The organism is Stenotrophomonas sp. 115C5, from assembly GCF_056861055.1.
Window position 1 is genome coordinate 139,295 of sequence record NZ_JBSPUQ010000008.1, and the last position, 21,773, is coordinate 161,067.

The window sequence follows — 21,773 nt, forward strand, 5'->3', positions numbered from 1 at the left end:
CTTTCTTCCGTGGTGGGCACACCGGAAACTGTCGAAGGACGGGATGGATGGAATTGCGGGGGTGTCCGCGGCATGGATGCCGCGGCCAAGCCCCCAGGGACGGGTTTACGGCGTCCCCCGCAATTCCATCCATCCCGGCCAACCGCATGATCGTGCAGGCCCCACCCACCACGAGGGGCTCAGCCGTTGGCCGAAACCCTCACCCCGCCCGCAGCGCCGCCGCCGCCGCCCACCGCGCCGCCACCCGCGGCGCCGTAATGCACACCGCCTGATCCGTCACCGTCGTCACCGCGCGCTCCAGCAGCTGGATATCCGCCTCATGCTGGCGCGCCACATGCGGATCCTCGAAGAAAATCGCACGCTGGCAGCGCCCCTCCAGCACCCGGTCGGCAATCTGCGCATCACCGCCCATCGGGCCGCTCTGGTAGCGCGTCACCCACGGCGTATCACGTGGCCAGCCCCGGCTCCAGGCCAGTTCGTTCAAACGCTGGCCGGTGGTGCCCGTCGCCACCCGCTCACCGAACCGGGCCAGCACATCGAAGTGCTCGTCGGCGAAGGCCAGCATCGCCGGCTTCATCGCATCGTGCGCGATCAGCGCCAGCGTCTGGCCTTCGAACGCATGCAGGTCGTCGGCGCCGCCGTCTGCCGCCAGCCCGGCGTGGACGCGCTCCACTTCGACCCAGTCGCGTGCGGTGGCCACGGTCGAAATGAACGGCTTGCCGTGAATCACGCACTGGCGCTTCAGCGCCGTGGCTTCCGGAAATACCGAGGACGGATCGACCGGATCAATCAGATAGATCGCACCATCCAGTGTCCGATCCGGACCCATGCCAACGACTTCGGCGACCAGCTTCATCAGTCCACCCTCGCGACCGTAGGGATAACGGTGCAGGCCCGCGTACCCGGCCAGGAAGCCCTGTCGTTCGATCGCGTCATGGGTGCGACCGACCGCATGCAGCGACACGCCCAGCTCGCGCAGGCCGGCCTCGCTGCTGCGCAGCCAACGGAACAGCGCGGCGCGCGCGTCGTGGTGATGAAGACGGTTGGCAGCCAGGCCGATGCGCATCGAACGCTCCGCAGTTACGGGTGAAGGCGGCAGTGTATGTCGGCATTCCCCTATCTGGATGCTTTTACAACTTTCTTCATTGCCGTCGGTCCGCACGTCGATAGCGTGGCAGGCAGCGGTACCGCAGCGCGGCCGTTCCTTCCGCCCGCGAGATGAGGATGCCTACCGTGAATGTCGCCGGCTTCCCGGCAGCCATTGCTGTCATGGCCAGCCTGCTGCTGCCTGCCACGGCCTCCGCCACGGGCTGCAGGACACCGCTGCGCATCGCCTGGCCGTCCGACCGCGCACCTTTGTCGTCCAGCGAACAGGGCGAGGCCCGGGGGCTGGGCGCGGCGTACCTGAAGCTGCTGGGCGGGCAACGGCCACTGCAGCTGCTGCCCGTGCCGGCCGACAGCGTGGACCGGGACGAGCTGCCGGCCGGCACCCAGGCGCTGCTGGGATGGCCCCGCTCGCAACTGCCCGCTGGATGGGTGGTCAGTACGCCCTACCTGCAGCTGCCACAGGTGATCGTGCGCCGGGAAGACGCGTCGCCGGTGCTGGGCCTGGAAGATCTGCGTGGACGCACCGTGGCCAGCCCCAGCCGGATGCCGTTGCAGGGGCTGCTGGCCGAGCAGGCCGTGGGTGCACAGCTGCTGCCACCGGCAGCGCTGGACGATGCACTCCCGCTGCTGGGCACCGGATTGATCGATGCGGTAGTCGCCAACCTCGGCGACGTCGAGGCCGCATTGCGCCGCTACCAGGGCGATCCACTGCTGATCGCTGCGCCGGCCGGTTTCGACGATGCCCTGGTGCTGGCGACCACGCCCGCCTGCGCCGATGTCATCGTCGGCTTCGAGCAGGCGCTGTCGCAGCTGACCGATACCGAGCGCGACCAGATCCGCGCGGACTGGCTGCCGGACCGGCCGCGTAATTCCCCGTCATCGTCGCCCCTGCGCTGGCTGGTGCCGGCCTCGCTGATCCTGCTCGCCCTGGCGCTGGTACATGCCTTCGGCTACTGGCGGGTCCATCGCGAGAGCGTGCGCCGCCGAGAGGTGGAGCTGCGCCTGCAGGAGGTGACCGCGAACCTGCCGGCGGTGGTCTACCAGGCGCGTCGGTCGGCAGGCGGCCATTACAGCTTTCCGCAGATCGCCGGTGACGTGCAGGCCCTGTTCGGAATCAGCGTGGAGACCGCGCGGATCGATCATCAGCGGTTGTTGGCCGCGGTCCATCCGGATGACCGCAGCCAGGTGATGGCCTGTGTCGAGACGGCTGCATTGGCGCGTGGCCCGATCGACGTCACTTTCCGCACCCGTTCGCCACAAGGGTGGCGATGGGTGCGTTCGCATGGGCGGCCGTTGCCCTGCGACGACAGCGACGTCGAGTGGAGCGGCTATTGGATCGACGTCAGCGAGGTGCAGTCACGTACCCGCGCGCTGGCCGACGCGCGCCGCCAGGCCGAACAGGCAGCACAGGCCAAGGCGCACTTCCTGGCAACGATGAGCCACCAGATCCGCACCCCGATGAGCACGCTGCTGGACATGCTCGAACGGCTGGCGGGCAGCAGGCTGGAGGCACACCAGCAGCAGGTGCTGGCCACGGTCGATGATGCCGCGCGGATGTTGCGGCAGATCCTCGACGATGTCCTGCACAGCCAGCGTCTGCAGGGCGCACCACTGCAGCTGCTGCCCACTGACCTGGCGGCGCTGGTGCGCGCGGTGCAGCAACTGCTGATGCCGGTGGCCGCCAGCCGCGGCCTGCACCTGCAGGTGGTGCTGGATCCGGAGATGCAGCCGGGATCGCTGGCCGACGGCCTGCGCCTGCGCCAGATCCTGTTCAACCTGGCCGGCAACGCATTGAAGTTCACCCGGCACGGCCACGTGGAACTGCAGGTGCAGGTACTGCAGCAGCGTGACGGCGGCCAGCGGCTGCGCCTGCAGGTGAGCGACAGCGGCGTGGGCATCAGCGAGGAACGCCAGCAGGCGGTGTTCGCCGCCTATACCCAGGCGGAGCGCTCGACCACACGGCGCTTCGGCGGCAGTGGGCTGGGCCTGGCGATCTGCCGTGAGCTGGCGACCTCGATGGGCGCGGAGCTGCAGTTGCGCAGCTCACCCGGGAAAGGCACCACGGTCTGGCTGGATCTGGACCTGGATGCCTGCGAGGCACCCGTGGCTGCACCTTCGGCGGCGGTTGCGGACGCGTGTCCATTGCCGGCGTCGCGCGTGCTGGTGGCTGAAGACCATCCCACCAACCTGCATCTGCTGGAGCAACGCCTGTGTGCGCTCGGGTTGCAGGTCCACGCCTGTACCGACGGACGGTCGGCGCTTGAAGCATGGCAGGCGCAGCCGTTCGAGCTGGTGATTACCGACTGCCACATGCCGGGCATGGACGGCTTTGCACTGGCGCGGGCGATCCGCGCCGATGCCTGCCCGGCGCGTGCGCAGGTGCCCATCATCGCGCTCACGGCCAGCGTGATGGAAAGCACCCGCGAAGCCTGTCGTGTGGCTGGCATCGACCACTTCCTGGCCAAGCCGGTGGAGCCGCACGCGCTGCGGGCGCTGCTGGCGGTACTGCTGGTGCCGGACTCAGTGGGCCAGTAGCCGCACGATGCTGGCGGCGGCGTCGCGGCCCTCGGCCACGGCGGTCACCACCAGGTCGGCACCGCGCACTGCGTCACCACCGGCGAACAGGCGCGGATGCGCGGTCTGGAACGGCAGGCGGTCCTTGCCGCCGGCCACGATGCGGCCGTTGGACTGGCCTTCCACGCCATGCTCGGACAGCCATGCCGGCAAGGTCGGCGAGAAGCCGAAGGCGATGATCACCACGTCCGCTTCCAGCAGCGATTCGCTGCCCTCGATCGGCACCGCGTTCTGGCGGCCGTTGGCATCCGGTTCGCCCAGCCGGGTTTCCACCACGGTCACGCCGATCACTTCATCATCGGCACCGGCCTCGATTGACAGCGGCTGGCGGTTGAACAGGAAACGCACGCCCTCTTCGCGTGCATTGGCCACTTCGCGCGCGCTGCCGGGCATGTTGGCTTCGTCACGGCGGTAGGCGCAGGTGACCTTGGCCGCACCCAGCCGCACCGCGCTGCGCACGCAATCCATGCCGGTGTCGCCACCGCCGAGCACCACCACGCGCTTGCCGTTGAGATCGGGCAGGGCGATGGTGTCTTCCCAGCCGGCAATCGGCCGGCCCTTCGGATCATTACCACCGACGATGCGGCTGTTCTGCACCAGGAACGGCAGGGCCGGCAGCACGCCCTTCAGATCCTGACCATCGAGGCCGCCATCGGTGTAGCGGTAGGCGCCGGTACCGACGAACACCGCATCGTGGCTGTCCAGCAGCTGCTGCACGCTGACATCGCGGCCGATCTCCACGCCGAGGCGGAACTGCACGCCCATGCCCTCCAGCACTTCGCGACGGCGGTGGATCACGTCCTTGTCCAGCTTGAAGCTGGGAATGCCGAACTGCAGCAGGCCACCAATCTGTTCGTAGCGGTCGTAGACCACGGCGGTGATGCCAGCGCGTGCCAGGCGGTCGGCACAGGCCAGGCCGGCAGGACCCGCGCCGATCACCGCCACGCTGTGGCCGGTCGGCTGCACCGCGCCCAGATCCGGGCGCCAGCCGCTGGCCAGCGCGGTATCGACGATGTACTTCTCCACCGCGCCAATGGTCACCGCACCGAATTCCTCCAGCGTGCAGCTGCCTTCGCACAGCCGGTCCTGCGGGCACACCCGGCCGCACACTTCCGGCAGCGGGTTGGTGCTGTGGCACAGCGTGGCCGCCTCGTGAATGCGGTTTTCCTGCACCAGCTGCAGCCACTGCGGAATGGCGTTGTGCACCGGGCACTTCCAGCTGCAGTAAGGATTGCCGCAGTCCAGGCAGCGGCCGGCCTGGTACTGGGCATCTTCCTTGCCGAACTTGCCGTACAGCTCGCCCCAGTCTCCGGACGTGCGCAGTTCCACCGGGATGCGCTGCGGCATGGTGCGGGGCAGGTCGAGGAACTGGAAGGCGTGCTTGCGGCTCATGGCGGGCTCTGGAATGCGAGAGGGAACGTTGCCGGCCGGCGGCCGGCACTACCGGAAAACATCACGCGGCGCGTCGCAGGGTTTCAGTCAGCGACTCGATGCTGGCGGCCTTGGGTTTGACCAGCCAGAACTTGCCGATGTAATCGCGGAACTCGTCCAGGATCTGCTGCGCCCAGATGCTGCCGGTCAGCTCGCGGTGGCGGCCGATCAGGCGGTGCAGGTGCTGGCGGTAGTTCTCGAAGCCTTCGGCGGAGACGCGATGGATGTCGATCAGTTCGTGGTTGTAGCGATCGACGAAATCGCGGTCCACGTCCAGCACGTAGGCCAGGCCACCGGTGAAGCCGGCACCGAAGTTCAGGCCGACCTTGCCCAGCACCAGCACCACGCCGTCGGTCATGTACTCGCAGCAGTGATCACCGGCACCCTCGACCACCGCCAGCGCGCCGGAATTGCGCACCGCGAAGCGCTCGCCCGCGCGACCCGCGGCGAACAGCTCGCCACCGGTGGCGCCATACAGGCAGGTGTTGCCGATGATCGCGGTGCTGCGTGCCTCGAAGCGGGCGCCACGTGGCGGACGCACCACCAGGCGGCCACCGGCCATGCCCTTGCCGACGTAGTCGTTGGCTTCACCCTCCACTTCCAGGTGCAGGCCACCGACATTGAAGGCACCAAAACTCTGCCCGGCGCTGCCGCGGAAGCGCAGTTCCAGCGGTGCCTCGGCCATGCCCTGGTTGCCGTGCGCGCGCGCCACTGCACCGGCCAGGCGGGTGCCGATGCTGCGGTCGGTGTTGTGGATCAGGAAGCGGTGCTCGCCACCACGCTTGTGCTCGATGGCCGGCGCCAGCAGGCCATCCATCTGCGTGGCCAGGCTGTCCGGCGATTCGTACAGGCGCTGCGCGGCGCAGTGGCTGCCCTCGTAGCGGCTGTCGGCCAGCAGGCGTGACAGGTCCACGCGCACGCCGTCACGGGGTGCCGTTTCGATCTGCCGCAGCAGGTCGGTGCGGCCCACGATATCTTCCAGCGAACGCGCACCCAGGAACGACAGCCAACCGCGCACTTCCTCGGCCAACAGGCGGAAGAAGTTCTCCACGCGCTCGGGCTGGCCGGTGAAGTGGTTCTCGCGCAGGCGCTCGTCCTGGGTGGCCACGCCGGTGGCGCAGTTGTTGAGGTGGCAGATGCGCAGGTACTTGCAGCCCAGCACGATCATCGGCGCGGTGCCGAAGCCGAAGCTGTCCGCGCCCAGCAGCGCGGCCTTGACCACGTCCAGGCCGGTCTTCAGGCCGCCATCGGTCTGCAGCAGGGTACGCCCGCGCAGGTCGTTGGCCAGCAGCGCCTGGTGCGCTTCGGCCACGCCCAGCTCCCACGGTACACCTGCATAGCGGATCGAGCTGACCGGCGACGCACCGGTGCCGCCGTCATGGCCGGAGATGGTGATCAGGTCCGCACCGGCCTTGACCACGCCAGCGGCAATCGTACCCACACCGGCATGGCTGACCAGCTTTACCGACACCAGCGCGGTCGGGTTGACCTGCTTGAGGTCGTAGATCAGCTGGGCCAGGTCTTCGATCGAATAGATGTCGTGGTGCGGCGGCGGCGAGATCAGGCCGATGCCCGGCCGGGCGTAGCGCAGCCGCGCGATCAGTTCGTTGACCTTGTGGCCAGGCAGCTGGCCACCCTCGCCGGGCTTGGCGCCCTGCGCGACCTTGATCTGCAGCACCTCGGCGTTGACCAGGTATTCGGCGGTTACGCCGAAGCGGCCCGAGGCCACCTGCTTGATCTTGCTGCGCTTTGCGGTGCCATAGCGGGCGGGATCCTCACCGCCTTCGCCGGAATTGCTGCGGCCACCGAGGCGGTTCATGGCAATGGCCAGCGCCTCGTGCGCTTCCGGCGACAGTGCGCCTAGGCTGATCGCAGCAGTATCGAAGCGCGGGAACAGGGTACTGGCCGGGGCGACCTCGTCCAGCGGCACGGGCGTGGCCGCCGGAACCAGTTCCAGCAGGTCGCGCAGCGCCGATGGCGGCCGCGCATGCACGGCATCGCAGTACTGCTGCCACGCACGCGGGTCACCGCTGCGCGCCGCGCGCTGCAGGGTGGTCACCACATCCGGGTTGTACATGTGGTACTCGCCGCCGTGCACGTACTTAAGCAGGCCGCCAACATCCACGCCCTGCTGTGCGTCCCAGGCCTGCGCGCACAGCTCGCGCGCGTCGGCATCCAGGCGTGCGAAGCCGGCGCCGCCGATGCGCGAGGCGGTATCCGGGAAGCACAGGTCCACCACCTCCGGCTCCAGGCCGATGATCTCGAACAGCTGCGCGCCGCGGTAGCTGGCCACGGTACAGATGCCCATCTTCGAGATGATCTTCGACAGGCCCTTGTACACGCCCTTGCGGTAGCGGCGGCCGATCTGCGACTGCTCACCGCCCTTGCTCAGCTTGAGGATGCCGCGGCGACCGAGGTCGAACAGGGTCTGGTAGGCCAGGTATGGATACACCGCGGTGGCGCCGAAGCCGAGCAGGCAGGCCATGTGGTGCGGGTCGCGCGCGGTGCCGGTCTCGACGATCAGGTTCACGTCGCAGCGCAGGCCCAGGCGCGAGAGGTGGTGGTGGATGGCACTGGTGGCCAGCAGCGCATGCACCATCGGCCGCCCGGCCACCGGGTAGCGGTCGGACAGCAGCAGCATCACCATGCCATCGCGCGCGGCCTGTTCGGCTTCGCTGCAGATGCGCTCTATGCCCGCGCGCAGGCCCTCGTCTTCGCTGTAGGACAGGTCGAGCAGGCGATTGGCCTGCACGTACTGGTCCATCTTCAGCAGCTGGCGCAGCTTGCGCTGGCTGAGCACCGGCGAATTGAGGATGACGTGGTTCACCGTCTCCGGGCCGGCATGGAAGATGTTGGTCTCCTTGCCGAGCTGGGTGGACAGCGACATCGCGCAGTCTTCGCGCAGCGGGTCGATCGGCGGGTTGGTGACCTGCGCGAAGGCCTGGCGGAAATAGTCGTACAGCGGTCGGCTGCGCTGGCTCAGCACCGCCATTGGTGTGTCGTCGCCCATCGAGCCGGTGGCTTCCTGCTCGGTCTCGGCCAGCGGCCGCAGCACCTGCTCCACTTCCTCGCTGCTGAGCTGGTACAGCTTGTGGTAGCTGCGCAGGGTACCTTCGTCGAAGGGTTCTTCCACCAGCGAGGGGTCGATCAGTTCGGTCTGCAGGTAGGTCACGCCCTGCTGCAGCCACTGCTTGTACGGCGCGCGACCACGGTTGATGCGGTCGACCGCGTCGGAGTCGAGCAGGTCACCACGCTTGAGGTCGATGGCCACCATTTCGCCTGGGCCGAGCTTGCCCTTGCGCACCACGCGTTCGGTCGGCACTTCCCACACGCCGGCTTCGGAGGCGACCAGGAAGTGGCGGTCGGCGGTCAGCATCCAGCGCGCCGGGCGCAGGCCGTTGCGGTCGAGGGTGCACACGGCGTAGCGGCTGTCGCAGGCGACGATGCCAGCCGGGCCATCCCACGGCTCGCTGTTGAGGCCATGGAACTCGTAGAACGCAGCCAGGTCGGGGTCCTTGAATTCCAGCGACTGCGTGGCCGGCGGCACCAGGATGCGCAGCGCCTGGATCAGCTCCATGCCACCGGCGACCATCAGCTCCAGCATGTTGTCCAGGCTCTGCGAATCCGAACCGTGCATGGAGATCACTGGATCGAACTCGGCGATGTCGAAGCGCGGCGTCTTCCACACCTTGCTGCGCGCCTGCGCCCAGCGACGGTTGCCTTCGATGGTGTTGATCTCGCCGTTGTGGGCGAGCATGCGGAACGGGTGGGCCAGCGGCCAGCGCGGCAGCGTGTTGGTGGAGAAGCGCTGGTGGAACACGATGGCGCTGGAGGCCAGTTCGCGGCGTTGCAGGTCCGGGAAGAAGCGGCTGAGCTTGTCCGGCAGCACCATGCCCTTGTAGCTGATCGCATCCGGGGTGAGGGTGGTGACGTAGAAGTCGGCGTGTTCGCGCAGCAGCTGCTCGCTGCGGCGACGGGCCAGGAACAGGGCCAGTGCGAAGCCGGCATCATCCTGGCCGACGCCGGCGTCGACGAACACCTGTTCGATGCGCGGCAGCGTGTCGCGTGCCAGTTGGCCGCAGACGCTGTCGTCGGTAGGCACCTCGCGCCAGCCGGCGACCTTGCAGCCCACCGCTTCCACCTGCGCCTGCAGCTGCGCGCGGCAGGCCTGCGCAGCGTCGGCGTCGTGCGGCAGGAACACCAGGCCGGCGGCGAAGCGTGCGGAGACCGCGATGTCGGCTTCGCTGGCCAGCAGTTTCAGGAAGGCATCGGGGCGGCGCAGCAGCAGGCCACAGCCATCACCGGTCAGGCCATCGGCGGCGACACCGCCACGGTGGGTCATGCGCGAAAGCGCGGCGATGGCGGTATCAACCAACAGGCGCGATGGTTGATCGTCGAGCTGGGCGACCATGCCAAATCCACAGGCATCGCGCTCGGAGCGCGGGTCGTAAAGCCCTTGGCGGTTGCGGGGGGCCATCTCTACCTCGATGCGTATAGGGTTGGCGGCGACACTCGTCCCCGCTCATTCCCTGGAGCGCATCGTGAGGCCACCGGATGCCTCGACTAGATCACAGGTTGCTGCAACGCCGCAATACACGGTTGCAGGTGCAACAGAACGCGCCGGCAACCCAGTGCCGGCGCGGGGCGGGACTCAGCCGCAGCGCACGCCGCTGACGGCGCCCTTGTCGTCCACTTCGATGTTCAGGCGGTCGCCGAGAAACTCCATCGTGGCCACGTCGTTGGGCTTGAGCACGCGCACCTGGCTGGCGCCGGCATCTTCCTGCGCCTGCTTGCCCAGGGCGTCGGTGTAGGTCTGGCCGACCAGGCTCTGCACCTGGCTGGCGTCGCAGGTGCCGACCGGCGGTGCCTCGGTGGCCTTGCCGGCGTCGTCGGCCGGCGCCTTGGCTGCTTCGGCGGCCTGCTGGGCGTGGGCGGTGGCCGAATCCTGTTCATCCAGCGCCGGTGCCTGGCAGGCGGTCAGGGCCAGCACGGCCGGCAGCAACAGGGCGGAGAGCGAACGGGCGCGAATCGGGAACGACATCATGACTCCGGAAGGGGTTGTGAAGACCCGAGCATAGCGGCGAACCGGCCCTCACGTGTTTGTCTTGTGTTATCGACAGGATCGCGGCATGGCGACAGCGACACTACAGGCATGCCAACTCCCTCCACCCCCGAACGACAGGCCGCGCGCGCGGCCGGCCTGCGCTATGTCGACGACACCCAGCCGGGCATCAGCCGGCGCCGCGCCGGCAAGGGTTTCAGCTACCGCGATGCTGATGGCCACGCGATACGCGACGCCAACACCCTGCAGCGCATCCGTGCGCTGGCGGTTCCGCCCGCCTACACCGCCGTGTGGATCTGTGCCCACGCCAACGGCCACCTGCAGGCCACCGGCCGCGATGCGCGCGGGCGCAAGCAGTACCGCTACCACGCTGACTGGGCCAAAGAGCGGGATGCCGGCAAGTTCGACCGCATCATTGCGTTTGGCGAGGCGTTGCCCGCGCTGCGGCGGCGGTTGTCACGGGATCTCAAGCGACCTGGGTTTCCGCAGGAAAAGGTGCTGGCCATGGTGGTCGCGCTGTTGGCGGATACCCTGGTGCGGGTCGGCAATGAAACCTATGCACAACAGAACCGTTCGTTCGGACTGACCACACTGCGCAACCGCCATCTGGTACTGCTGCGCGGTGGCCGGGTGCGCATGCGCTTCCGCGGCAAGTCGGGGCAGCTGCAGGAGGTGACCGTGGGCGACCGCAGGCTGGGGCTGCTGGTGCGGCGCCTGCAGCAGCTGCCGGGGCAGGCGCTGTTCCAGTACCGCGATGACGACGGTGCGCTGCAGCCGGTGGATTCCGGCGCGGTGAACGATTACCTGCGCGAGGTGATGGGCGAGGACTTCACCGCCAAGGACTTCCGCACCTGGGGCGGCACCGTGGCGGCGGTGCAGGCGTTTGCCGCCACCGAGCTGCCGGAACCGGCCAGCCAGCGCGCGCTGGCGCAGGCGCAGCGCGCGGTGGTGTGCGAGGTGGCAGCGCTGCTGGGCAACACGCCTGCGGTGTGCCGCAAGGCCTACATCGACCCTTGCGTGTTTGCCGGCTGGGAGCGCGGTGAACTGGCGAAACTGGCCGGCCTGCGCGGGCCGCGCCAGTGGGAACAGGCTACCCTGCGCGTGCTGCGCAGGGCGCGCCGGCTCAGCCGCAGTAGATCGCGGTGATGTTGTTGGTGCGGCCCTTCTCGATGGTCAGGCGGTCGCCGCCTTCGCTGGCCGGCGGCACCCGCGGACCATCATGGCGCAGCACCCGCACGTGCAGGCTGTCGCTGTCCACGCGTGCGCGGGCCACGGTGGCGTCCGAAGCGGCCAGGCCGAGTGCGCCGCGCACCATGTCGCTGTGGCACTGGCCGGAAATCACGCCGTCGATCGGCTGCACCTGGGCCACCGGCGTGCTGCTGCAGGCGGCGAGGGCAAAGCAGACGGTGGCGGTGGCAATGGCATGTTTCATGGAGGCGTTCCTCGTGTGGTTGCGTGCAGCCTGCGACGGCACGCGTGGTGGCGGAATGAATACCGTGCACATCGTGGACACGGTGCGCTCACTGCTGCCAACAGCATAGGTGGAGACACTGCAGGAGCGGCGTGCGCCGCCCCCGGTAGTGCCGGCCGCTGGCCGGCAGCCCCTTTCCCTCCCGAGGAGACCTGCATGGCCAGTACCAAGAAAGCCCCCGTCCGCCGCAAAGCCTCGCCCAAGGTGCGCAAAGGCAGCACCGCAAGCAAGACTGTCGCCGCCCCCGATCGCCCGCGCGTGGTGAAGACCGCCACCCGCAAGGCGGCCGCCAGCGATCCACGCGCAGCGCGCGTCGCGGCCCGGCAGCGACGCCTGCAGGACCAGGAAAAGGCCAAGGACGTGCGCGCGGCAAAAAAAGCAACGAAGAAGACCGCGACCCAGGCCGGTGCGCGCCGGCAACCGGAGGCGATGCCGGCGCAGCAGCTGGCCAAGCCTGGGCATGAACACGAACTGGAGCTGGCCCCGCGTTTCCTTGCACCGGACTACGCCGGCAGCGGCAAGCTGCAGGGCATGCGCGCGATCATCACCGGTGGCGATTCTGGTATCGGCCATGCGGTGGCAGTACTGTTCGCCCGCGAAGGCGCCGATGTGGCGGTACTGCACCTGGACGAGGCCGAGGACGCGGACATCACCCGCCAGCACGTGGAGCGCGAAGGCGGCCGCTGCGTGGTGATCGCCGGTGATGTGCGTGATCCGCGCTTCTGCAACAAGGCGGTCAAGCAGGTGGCCAAGGCGTTCGGCGGCATCGACATCCTGGTCAACAACGCCGCGTTCCAGCTGCATTGCGAGCGGCTGGAAGACCTGGAAGACGCGCATCTGCAGGAAACCCTGCAGACCAACATCGGCGGTTACATCCAGATGGCGCGCGCGGTGCTACCGCACCTGGGCGAGGGTGCCAGCATCATCAACACCGGTTCGGAAACCGGTATTTTCGGCAGCAAGGCGCTGATTGACTATTCGGCCACCAAGGGCGCGATCCATGCGTTCACCATGGCACTGGCCAGCCAGCTGCTGCCACGTGGCATCCGGGTCAACTGCGTGGCGCCGGGGCCGGTGTGGACGCCGTTGAACCCGGCCGACAAGGCGGCGCAGGAAGTCGCTGAATTCGGCAAGGACAGTGACATGGGCCGGCCCGCACAGCCCGAAGAACTGTCGCCCGCCTATGTGTTCCTGGCTTCGCCGGTCTGTGCCAGTTACATCAGCGGAGTGATCCTGCCGGTGATGGGCGGGCCGCGGGGCTGAACCGCCGGGCTGTGCGGAGCCTCCTGAACGAGGCTTCGCGCGGCCGTGTGGCAGGTGTCAAAGGCCCGGCAGGCGCGCTGGAGTAGGCTGGACCCCCACGCCGATCACGTTCAAGGACCGACCATGCCCGAACTGGATATCAATGCAGCGGCCGATGAAGTCGCTGCCCTGTTGCGGCAGAACGACGCGCGCGGTGCTGCCGCCCGCCTGGACGCCCTGCACAACGGCCAGACCGCGGTGGTGCAGGAAGCGCTGGACCGCTACGTGTCGGCGCGCGCCGCCACCGAGCTTGAGGCGTTGCGGCGCAGCGGAGGTGTTGCCGCAGCAGATGCGGCCACGGTGAACCCGATGCTGGACCGTCTGGGCAACGCGGCGCGTCCACCACGGATGCCCGATGCGGCTGAGACCGCAGGCCTGAGCCAGGCCCAGCAGTACGACGTGTACGGCAGCATCGTGGCCCAGCGCGGCAACACCGCGGCGAATGACGCGATGGCAACGCAGGACCGCGTGGTGCTGGGACTGCGCGACGAGAACCGCACCACCGAGGCACGTGGGCGTGGCGTCTATGACGATCGCATCGTAGTGCTGTGGAAGGATGCGCAGGGCCATGGTCATGTGCGCGAGTTCAACCAGGCCACGACCGAGCCGACCGCCCAGTACGACGGTCATGCCAAGACTACGCCGCGCAGCCCGGGGTTCGGCGACGTGGCGCCGCGCACCAAGACCGAGGGTGAGGATGTCAACGGTGACCGGGTCAAGGACCTCGGGCGCCTGGGCGAAGGCACCACCGAGATGCGCGCGACCACCCATCCGCGCAACGGCCATCCCGATGAGTTCGCGCTGCGTCCCTCGCAGGACGCGATCACGGCGGGTGCCGGCCAGGTGGAGCGCGACAGCAACGGCGACGGCTGGTTCGATGCGCGCGATACCCAGGGCGTGCAGGACCTCAACGACACCTTCAAGATCCATCGCGGCAGCCGCTCCAACACCGATTCGGCCGGCTGCCAGACCATCGGCGGCGGCGAGTACGACGACTTCGTGTCGACGGTGCGCGGCACGCCTGGGCAGAACCGATGGCAGTACGTGCTGACCTCGGTTGCACCCGGCCAGCTGCGCGAGCTGGGGCAGGACGTGCCGCTCGCGGCCAACGACGACCCCCGTCAGCCGCAGCATCGCGATCATGCCCTGCAGCAGCAGATCAGCACGCGCCTGCAGGCCTTGGGCGGACGCTACGCCGAGCATGCCGACGACTACAGTCTGGTGATGCTGCGCGAAGCGAAGGCCGCGGGCATCACCCGGGTCGACCAGATCGTGGCCAGCAATCCCAGCGCCGGCCGCACGGCGGGCGAGACACTGTTCCTGGTCCAGGGCAGCCCGGGCGATCCTGCAGCGCTGCGCGCAGGGGTCAATGCGGCCGAGGTGCGCGAGACTGCAGTGGAATCCAGCCTGCGCCAGCTGCAGCAGCAATCGCGCGAACAGGCTGCATCCACCCCCGCGCCTGCACAACCGCAGGAAGCGCCGGCGATGGGAGGGCGTTGAGCGATGATCCGATCACACCTGATGCCGAGCGTTTCGTTGATGCTGCTGCTGGCATGCAGCGCCTGTGCGCCTGCCGGGGAGCGCGTCGCGCCGGCAGCGCCCACGACCCAACCCGTTCAACCAGCGCAGTTCCTGCCTTCTGATCGTGGATTGCCCGCATTGCCGGAAGCCTCTGGCAGCGCCTACCCCGGCGGCCGCTACGAAGCACTGCCGGAACCGGCCAGGCAGGTGCTGGCGAAGTTGAAGTGCAACGTGGAGGGCGCCAGCGACGTGCAGGTGCTTTCCATTCCCGCGCAGGGTGGCCAGCAGGATTTCATGGTCACTGATCGCAGCGGGCCGCGTTTCCGCTACTGGATACGGTCGTTCTCCGGCAGTGGCGGAACCACCGGGTATCTGGTGCAGCTGCAGGACTGTCCGGCAACCACCACGGGCATGCGCGCCTACATCGCACAGGGAGCGGCACCGCTGCAGGATGTCACCGCATCGTTGCTGGCGCAGGCCGAGCTGCCCGACGCGGCGGCGATGGCGGCCTATCAGAGCAAGGGCGCGGGCGATCTGTTCGCCTTCATCGGGCAGCTGGACAAGGTGCCGGTGCTGCGTTGGGCGGCCGAGGTCGATCCCGAACAGCCACTGGCCGCCGATGCGCGCAGCTTCGACCATGGCAATGCCATCCACGGCGGTTTCCTGCGCTGGAACCAGGATCACTTCGAGGTGGCCAGGACCGTTCCCGCAACGCTGTGGCCCTGCGATGACCGGCCGTTGCTGCCGTGCAAGGGCGATCCGTTCGTGATCGGGCGCTGAGGCCGTAGCTCATCCCCCTACCGTTCGTCGGCCCATGACTTCCGGGGGGTTGACTACAATTGTCGTCACGCAGAAAGTGACGACACGTGTAGTCAAGGGAGTGGTGTCATGCGTGGCAAGACGATCGGGGACCAGGAACTGGCCCTGCTGCAGTACATCGATGAACATGCGCCGGCCACGGTCGGCGAGGTCGCCAGTGGTTATGGCGAGGCCCGTGGACTCGCCCGTTCCACTGTGCTGACGATGATGGAGCGGCTGCGGGCGAAGGGGTATCTTCAGCGCCAGCAGCAGGACGGCGTCTACCGCTACCAGGCCACCCGTGGCCCGGAGAGCGTGCTGCAGGGTGCCGTGGCCCAGTTCGTCGACAACACCCTGCAGGGCTCGGTGTCGCCGTTCGTGGCCTACCTGTCGCAGCGCCAGCAGGTCAGCGACAACGAGCTGGCCGAGCTGGAAGCGCTGGTCGCCCAACTCCAATCGCGTCGCCACGAGGGCTGAGCCATGGACACCACGATGCTGATCCCGATGTTGGAACGGCTGGGCTGGACCAGCCTGCAGACCGTGCTGCTGGTGGCCCTGGTGTACGGCGTGTGCCGCGCGCTGCCGTCGCTGTCTGCGGCCACCCGCTGCCGCCTGTGGTGGCTGGTCTCGCTGCAGGCCGTGCTCGGCCTGTTCTGGAGCCAGCCGTTGCAGTTGGCCTGGCTGCCGGCCCCGCAGGCGGTGGCGATGACCGCCACCGACGTTGCCGCTGATCTGGTCTACCCGCTGGCGCCGGAAGCCTCGGCGCAGCTGCTGGCGACGATGCCGACGCCTGCAGCGGACGTGCCGGCGGTTGCGTGGTGGGCGGTCGCACTGGCAGCGCTGTGGCTGTCCGGCGTGTTGCTGATGGCCCTGCGCACCTTCGGTGAGTGGCGCCGCTGCCGGGCGCTGCTGGCCGCGGCCTATCCCTGCGAGGACGAAGCGCTGGTGCAGGCCCTGCAGTTGGCCTCCGACGCACACGGCGTGCGCCCTGCACCGCGGCTGTGGATGAGCACGCAGGTGGACGCACCGCAGCTGGTCGGGCCGTTCCGCCCGGTGCTGCTGCTGCCGGCCGGCGACAATGCCCTGCAGGGCGATGCGCTGGACCTGGCACTGACCCACGAACTGCAGCACCTGCAGCGGCGTGACCTGCAGTGGGGCCTGCTGCCCGCACTGGCCCAGCATCTGTTCTTCTTCCACCCGCTGCTGCGCCTGTCGGTGCGCGAATACGCACAGGCCCGCGAGGAAGCGGTGGATGCGGCCGTGGTCGGCCAGTACGGTGCCAGCCGCCAGGCTTATGGCCGCCTGCTGCTGCAGCTGGGCGTGGCACCGCAGCCGCACCTGGGCGTGGCCAGTGCCGCGCCGAACACCACCAGCCTCAAGCGCCGCCTGCTCTCGCTGCAGCCGCGCCGGGCCTGCCCGCGCATCCTGGCGATGGCGCTGACTGCCGTGGTGGTGGTGGTGGGCGTGGCGCCGATGCGACTGGTCGCAGCGCCGGTGCCGCCGGCACCGCCCGCGCCGCCGGCTGCGCCGAAGGCTGTGGTGCCGCCGCCGCCGAAGGCTCCGCCTGCACCCCCGTTGTCCGCGCGTGTGCCGGCCGTGCCGGTGGCGCCGGCGCCGCCCGCCGAACCGGCCAATGTGGAAGAACCGTCCGGTCCTGACGATGCCGACGTAGCCTACGTCGACGATGCCGCTGGCATGGATGAAGACCATGACGGCACGACGTCAACCACCACGTCCATCACCACCTACGGTCGCCTCGATCTGGGCAAGTCGCCCCGGGAGGCCTACGTGCTGGTCGATGGTGATTCGACCTTCGCCAACGGTGGCATCGACGACGTTACGGTGGCCCGCAGGCAGCTCGGCAAGGGCCCGGCGCTGTGGTTCCGCCAGGGCGACAAGCGCTATGTGGTGCGCGACCCGATGCTGATCCAGACCTTGCAGCGTGCCTACAGCGGCGCCGCAGACCTGGGTCGTCAGCAGAGCGAACTGGGCCGCCAGCAGAGTGCGCTGGGTCGCCAGCAGGGCGAACTCGGCAAGCAGATGGGTGAGATGGGGCGTCTGCAGGGCGAGGAGTCACGCCGCATCGCACTGGCCGCCGCCGAGGCAGCGCGCAGCGCGATGGCCGCCCACGACATCAACCGTGAGGCAGCTGCGGAAGCGGCGAATGTCGCACGCGGTGCAACCCGCGATATGGCCGTTGCGCGTGAGGCTGCGCGCGAGGCCGCCGCCGAGGCACGTCGTGCGATACAGGAAGCCCGCAGCGAGGCCGCGCAGTCCGGCCGCACCCGTGAGATGCAGCGTCTGGCCAGCCAGCAGTCTGAACTGGCCAGCCGCCAGGCGGCACTGGGCAGCCAGCAGGCCGCGCTGGGTGAGCGCCAGGCACGCGTGCATGCGCAGGCATCGCAGCAGGCACAGCAGGTGATCGCGCGCGCACTGGCCAGCGGCAAGGCCGAGCAACTCTGATCGGTAGTGCCGGCCGCAGGCCGGCAATGTGGGGTGCCGGCCAGCAGCCGGCACTACCCTGGGTCGATCAACCGCAGCTGGCTCGCTCGATGCGGTTCTGCGCATCCACCTGCACGGTCACGCGGTCCTGGCGGAAGTCCATGGTCACCGCCATGCCGGGCTTGACCACCCGTGCACCGCGCGCGCCGCTGTCAGCCACCAGCTTCTTGATCGTGGCTTCGTCGGCGGTCTTGCCGGTGAAGGCGTCCAGCGCCTCCGGCTTGCATTCGTGCGCGGTATCGGCCACGGGCGCCGGCGTCGGCGTCGGCGCGGGATCGTGGGAGGTGCTGCTGCCAGCGTGACTGCAGGCGGCCAAGGGCAGGATGGCGAGCAGGGCCAGGGGATTGAGGCGCATCGTCGGGCTCCAGGCATGGATGGTGGCGGCAGTGTCACCGCTGCCACCGTCAGGCCGCGTCAACGCTTACTGCCCGACCAATGCCAGCGTCTCGCGCTCGCGCTGTTCCTCGCGCACCAGCCGCTGCAGCAGCAGGGCCAGCGTCACCACGTCCTGGTGATTGTGGTCGGCGACCCGCCGCAGGTTCACCGCATCGCCGCCACGCAGGAAACGCAGCCATGCGCCCGGGGCTTCCGAGCCCGGCAGGTCGTCCTCGCGCACCACGCGCAGCAGCTGGCGTTCGATGGTGGACAGCTTGCAGTTCTCCCACGTGCCGCGATAGCGGCGGCGGGTGGGGTAGAGCAGGTCGACGTGATCCAGTGCGGTGATCGGGCAACGCTGGCGGGCCAGTCGATAGCGTGCCTTCAGCAGTGGCGCATCGTAGCTGCGGCCGTTGTAGCTGCAGAACACGGTGGACGGTTGCAGCCAGCCGGCGAAAGTGGCCAGCATCGCGTCCTCGGCGGCCATCGTGGCCATCAGCAGCTGGCGGATGCGCAGGCCTTCGCCACGCTGTGGGCACACATGCCAGTCCGCAGCGCCGATCATGAAGGCGCGGGTGCCGGTGCCGCCGGCCAGGCCGGTGGTTTCGGTATCGAAGAACAGCAGGTCGCGCGCGGCCACGTGCTCGCCGTCGCGACGGGCGAAATCCAGCGACAGCGGTTGTGCCGGGATCGTCTGCGGCTGCAGCGATTCGATCAGGAACAGGCCCGGTGCGATCTCTTCGCCGGGCAGCTGCCGATCCTGCGCGCTGGCACGCGCCGGCGTGGCACCGCCGCGCGTGCGCAGGCCGAGCAGGCGATGCAGGCTGCCCACCTCGGGCCGACGCAGCGCGGGCGGCGCCGTGGCAGGTGCCGCCGCGCCAGTGGGCTTGTGGCGGATCTCCTGCTCGACCCAGGCGAACACCGAACGCTCGGCTGCTGGCTGACGTGCATCGTTGGCGGCCACCGGGGCCGGCGTGGCGGGTGCTGGCTCGGGCGCGGGCGGCGTGCTCGCCTTCGGGTCGCCGGCCTGCCTGCGCAGCAGGCGCAGCTTGTCCAGGCTCAGGCTCACGGCGCCAGCAGCTCCATCGGCTCGCGCGGGGTCACCGCCACATCCGGTACGTGCTGGCACGCTTCGGCATCGAACAGGTCGAGCACGCGCAGTGCCAGCGCGCGCGGCGAGGTGTCATCCTCTTCCTGAGCAGCCAGCACCGGGCCGACACAGGCCGGGCAGCCGGCCTTGCAGTCGCAGCGCTGCACCAGTTCGCGCGCGCGCTGCACCAGTTCGGCCTGGCGCTGCCACAACGGCTCGCTGAGACCGACGCCACCGGGGAAGTTGTCGTACAGGTACACGGTGGGCACGAATTCCTGCAGCAGCTCCACCACACCGGGATCACCCTCGCTGCCACGCAGCTGGCCACGGCCGCTCTGGTCGGCGATCGCGAACCAGGAACCATCGCCGTTACCCACCGACTTCTGCAGGTCGCGCGCATCGGCCATCACCGCCACGGTGGCGACGATGTGCAGCGCATACGCCGCACCGAGGAAGCCGTCCAGCGCATCCTGCTTGCTGGCGAACGCGCGCAGCAGCAGCGCCTGCGGCAGCTGCCACCACACCGCGGTGGTGTGCAGTTCCTGGTCGGGCAGGTTGACCGGGCCGTAGCCGATATTCTCGTGCGTGTAGTAGCGGATCTTCTTGTAGCCGGCCACGCGGCGTACCACGTGCACTTCGCCATGGTGCGAATCGCCGCGGCCGGCCACGCCACCATCGAAGCGGTCCAGCACTTTGAGCTTGGTGAAGTCAATGCTGTCGGTGTAGTAGTCCACGTGGGTGCGGGTGACGTAGGCCTTGCGGCCGTCCCAGTCCAGCGTCTCCACCTGGTAGGGCGTGGACTGCACCATGTGGATGGCGCCTTCATACAAGGTAAGCGCAGCTGCGGAATAGTCGACCTCGGCGATGATCTGCTGGCGGCCATCGCTGCGGTCGACCACCACGAAGTTGCCGTCTGCCACGGCGCGCAGGCTGACCGCGTTGGCCGGATAGCTGTCGGCGATCCATTCCCAGCGCTCGCCTTCGCGATGGATGACTTCGGTTTCGGCCAGCGCTTCCAGGAACACTTCCGGATCGATCGGGCCGAAGCCGTCGCCGACCCGGAACGGCAGTTCGAACGCTGCGCAGCGGATATGGTCGAACAGGATCAGTGGCTGGTCCGGCGCGATGCGCGCGTGCTCGGGCGAGGCCTCGGCGAAGAAGTCCGGATGCCGCACCACGTACTGGTCCAGCGGCTGCGAACTGGCCACCATCACCCCCAGCGCGGGCTGCTGGCGACGACCGGCGCGGCCGAAGCGCTGCCAGGTGGCGGCCACGCTGCCGGGGTAGCCGTTGAGGATGACCACGTCCAGGCTGCCGATATCCACGCCCAGTTCCAGCGCCGAAGTGCTGACGATGCCGTCGATGTTGCCGGCACGCATCGCGCGCTCGGTCTCGCGGCGCTCGGTGGGCAGGTAGCCGCCACGGTAGGCGCGGATGCGCGGCGGCTTGCGCGGATCGTGGTCGAAAATGTCCTTCAGGTACTTGGTCAGCACTTCCACCATCAGGCGTGTCTGCGCGAACACCAGGGTCTTCAGCCCGGACTTGATCGCGATGCGCGCGATGCGGTTGCTCTGCGATCGCGCCGAGGCGCGCAGGCCCAGGTCCGGATTGATCACCGGCGGGTTCCACAGCAGCACCTGCTTGGGGCCGCTGGGCGCGCCGGATTCGGTGATGGCGGTAACCGGTGCCTCGATCAGCGCTTCGGAATGCGCCTGCGGGTTGCCGATGGTGGCCGAGCACAGGATGAACTGCGGTTGCACCCCGTAGAACGCGCAGATGCGCTTGAGCCGGCGCAGCACGTTGGTGACGTGGCTGCCGAACACGCCGCGGTAGGTGTGTACCTCGTCGATGACGATGTAGCGCAGGTTCTCGAAGAACTGTGCCCACTTGGTGTGATGCGGCAGGATGGCCTGGTGCAGCATGTCCGGGTTGGAGACCACGATGTCGCCGTGCAGGCGGATCGCCTGGCGCGCATCGCCCGGGGTGTCGCCATCGAAGGTGAAGGCCTTCACCCCCAGATCGCCAGCGCGGTTGAGTTCCAGCAGTTCGGCCACCTGGTCCTGGGCCAGGGCCTTGGTCGGGAACAGGTACAGCGCCTTGGCCTTGTCCTGCATGGCCGCGCTGACCACCGGCAGGGTGTAGCACAGCGACTTGCCGCTGGCGGTAGGGGTGACGATGGCCACGTGCTCGCCGCGCTGGCTGGCCTCCCAAGCCTCGGCCTGGTGGCTGTAGAGCTGATCGATGCCACGTGCCTTCAGCGCGGCGGCCAGGGCCGGCGGAACCGAATCGGGAATGGGGGCATAGCGGCCTTCGCGGCCCGGAATGGCAAAGCTGCCGGTGATGCGGTCCTGGTAGCGGCGCTGCAGGCGCGCACTGAGCAGGGCGCCGTCGCGCGCGGGCAGGCCGTCGCGGGTAGCGAGCTTCTGCTCGGCATCGGCGGTGCGCTTGGCGAGTTCGTAGGCCATGGAAGATGGAGCCAGTACGGATTGCGAGGGGTCACATGGCACCACATCCACGTCTCAGGATGTGAGACATCGCGC

At 68.8% G+C, this 21,773-nt stretch carries 15 protein-coding genes; 7 read left to right on the forward strand and 8 right to left on the reverse strand.

Annotated features, from left to right (window positions below):
* Positions 1–199 precede the first annotated feature (199 nt).
* On the reverse strand, positions 200–1,066 hold the full coding sequence (locus AC13FN_RS12055) for a methylglyoxal synthase (RefSeq protein ID WP_010487313.1): 867 nt from the start codon (positions 1,064–1,066) through the stop codon (positions 200–202).
* Between the two features lie 167 nt (positions 1,067–1,233).
* Between AC13FN_RS12055 and AC13FN_RS12060 the strand changes: the two genes are divergently transcribed.
* Entirely contained in the window at positions 1,234–3,642 is a 2,409-nt protein-coding gene (locus tag AC13FN_RS12060; RefSeq protein ID WP_054170665.1) for an ATP-binding protein, read from the forward strand.
* On the opposite strand, the gene AC13FN_RS12065 is transcribed toward AC13FN_RS12060, so the two are convergent.
* The 3 genes from AC13FN_RS12065 to AC13FN_RS12075 form a co-directional block, all read right to left on the reverse strand.
* Positions 3,628–5,073, reverse strand: a complete 1,446-nt coding sequence (locus tag AC13FN_RS12065; protein WP_049480400.1) for an FAD-dependent oxidoreductase — start codon at positions 5,071–5,073, stop codon at positions 3,628–3,630. The genes AC13FN_RS12060 and AC13FN_RS12065 overlap by 15 nt on opposite strands.
* Before the next feature lie 61 nt (positions 5,074–5,134).
* A complete protein-coding gene (gene gltB, locus AC13FN_RS12070; protein ID WP_054170650.1) occupies positions 5,135–9,589 on the reverse strand; it encodes a glutamate synthase large subunit in 4,455 nt (1,484 codons plus the stop codon).
* Positions 9,590–9,763: 174 nt separating this feature from the next.
* Positions 9,764–10,153: an I78 family peptidase inhibitor gene (locus tag AC13FN_RS12075; protein ID WP_049436186.1), complete on the reverse strand. Its 390-nt coding sequence runs from the start codon at positions 10,151–10,153 to the stop codon at positions 9,764–9,766.
* Between the two features lie 111 nt (positions 10,154–10,264).
* On the opposite strand from AC13FN_RS12075, the gene AC13FN_RS12080 reads away from it, so the two are divergent.
* Positions 10,265–11,320, forward strand: a complete 1,056-nt coding sequence (locus tag AC13FN_RS12080) for a DNA topoisomerase IB (protein WP_482984386.1) — start codon at positions 10,265–10,267, stop codon at positions 11,318–11,320.
* On the opposite strand, the gene AC13FN_RS12085 is transcribed toward AC13FN_RS12080, so the two are convergent.
* Positions 11,298–11,606, reverse strand: a complete 309-nt coding sequence (locus tag AC13FN_RS12085) for a hypothetical protein (protein ID WP_401743061.1) — start codon at positions 11,604–11,606, stop codon at positions 11,298–11,300. The two genes, AC13FN_RS12080 and AC13FN_RS12085, sit on opposite strands and share 23 nt — an antisense overlap.
* A gap of 195 nt (positions 11,607–11,801) precedes the next feature.
* Here AC13FN_RS12085 and AC13FN_RS12090 point away from each other — a divergent pair, with 195 nt between their 5' ends.
* The 5 genes from AC13FN_RS12090 to AC13FN_RS12110 all read left to right on the forward strand — a co-directional run bounded on the left by AC13FN_RS12090 (position 11,802) and on the right by AC13FN_RS12110 (position 17,729).
* On the forward strand, positions 11,802–12,908 hold the full coding sequence (locus AC13FN_RS12090; protein WP_482984385.1) for an SDR family oxidoreductase: 1,107 nt from the start codon (positions 11,802–11,804) through the stop codon (positions 12,906–12,908).
* Between the two features lie 123 nt (positions 12,909–13,031).
* Positions 13,032–14,447, forward strand: coding sequence for an XVIPCD domain-containing protein (locus tag AC13FN_RS12095; RefSeq protein WP_049436194.1), 1,416 nt, complete (start codon positions 13,032–13,034; stop codon positions 14,445–14,447).
* Positions 14,448–14,450: 3 nt separating this feature from the next.
* A complete protein-coding gene (locus AC13FN_RS12100; RefSeq protein WP_049436196.1) occupies positions 14,451–15,248 on the forward strand; it encodes a hypothetical protein in 798 nt (265 codons plus the stop codon).
* A gap of 108 nt (positions 15,249–15,356) precedes the next feature.
* The gene (locus AC13FN_RS12105) at positions 15,357–15,743 is read left to right on the forward strand and encodes a BlaI/MecI/CopY family transcriptional regulator (RefSeq protein WP_014035478.1); all 387 of its coding nucleotides are present in this window, start codon (positions 15,357–15,359) and stop codon (positions 15,741–15,743) included.
* Between the two features lie 3 nt (positions 15,744–15,746).
* Positions 15,747–17,729 (forward strand): M56 family metallopeptidase, encoded by a 1,983-nt coding sequence (locus tag AC13FN_RS12110; protein ID WP_049436197.1) that lies wholly within the window; start codon positions 15,747–15,749, stop codon positions 17,727–17,729.
* Positions 17,730–17,796: 67 nt separating this feature from the next.
* Here the strand turns inward: AC13FN_RS12110 and AC13FN_RS12115 are convergent, their stop codons facing one another.
* The 3 genes from AC13FN_RS12115 to AC13FN_RS12125 form a co-directional block, all read right to left on the reverse strand.
* Positions 17,797–18,123, reverse strand: a complete 327-nt coding sequence (locus AC13FN_RS12115) for an I78 family peptidase inhibitor (protein WP_049436198.1) — start codon at positions 18,121–18,123, stop codon at positions 17,797–17,799.
* Positions 18,124–18,189: 66 nt separating this feature from the next.
* Complete coding sequence (locus tag AC13FN_RS12120) at positions 18,190–19,212, reverse strand: ribonuclease H-like domain-containing protein (protein ID WP_482984384.1); 1,023 nt, start codon at positions 19,210–19,212, stop codon at positions 18,190–18,192.
* Positions 19,209–21,698: a DEAD/DEAH box helicase gene (locus AC13FN_RS12125; RefSeq protein ID WP_054170654.1), complete on the reverse strand. Its 2,490-nt coding sequence runs from the start codon at positions 21,696–21,698 to the stop codon at positions 19,209–19,211. The genes AC13FN_RS12120 and AC13FN_RS12125 overlap by 4 nt, the downstream gene beginning before the upstream one ends.
* Positions 21,699–21,773: the final 75 nt, after the last annotated feature.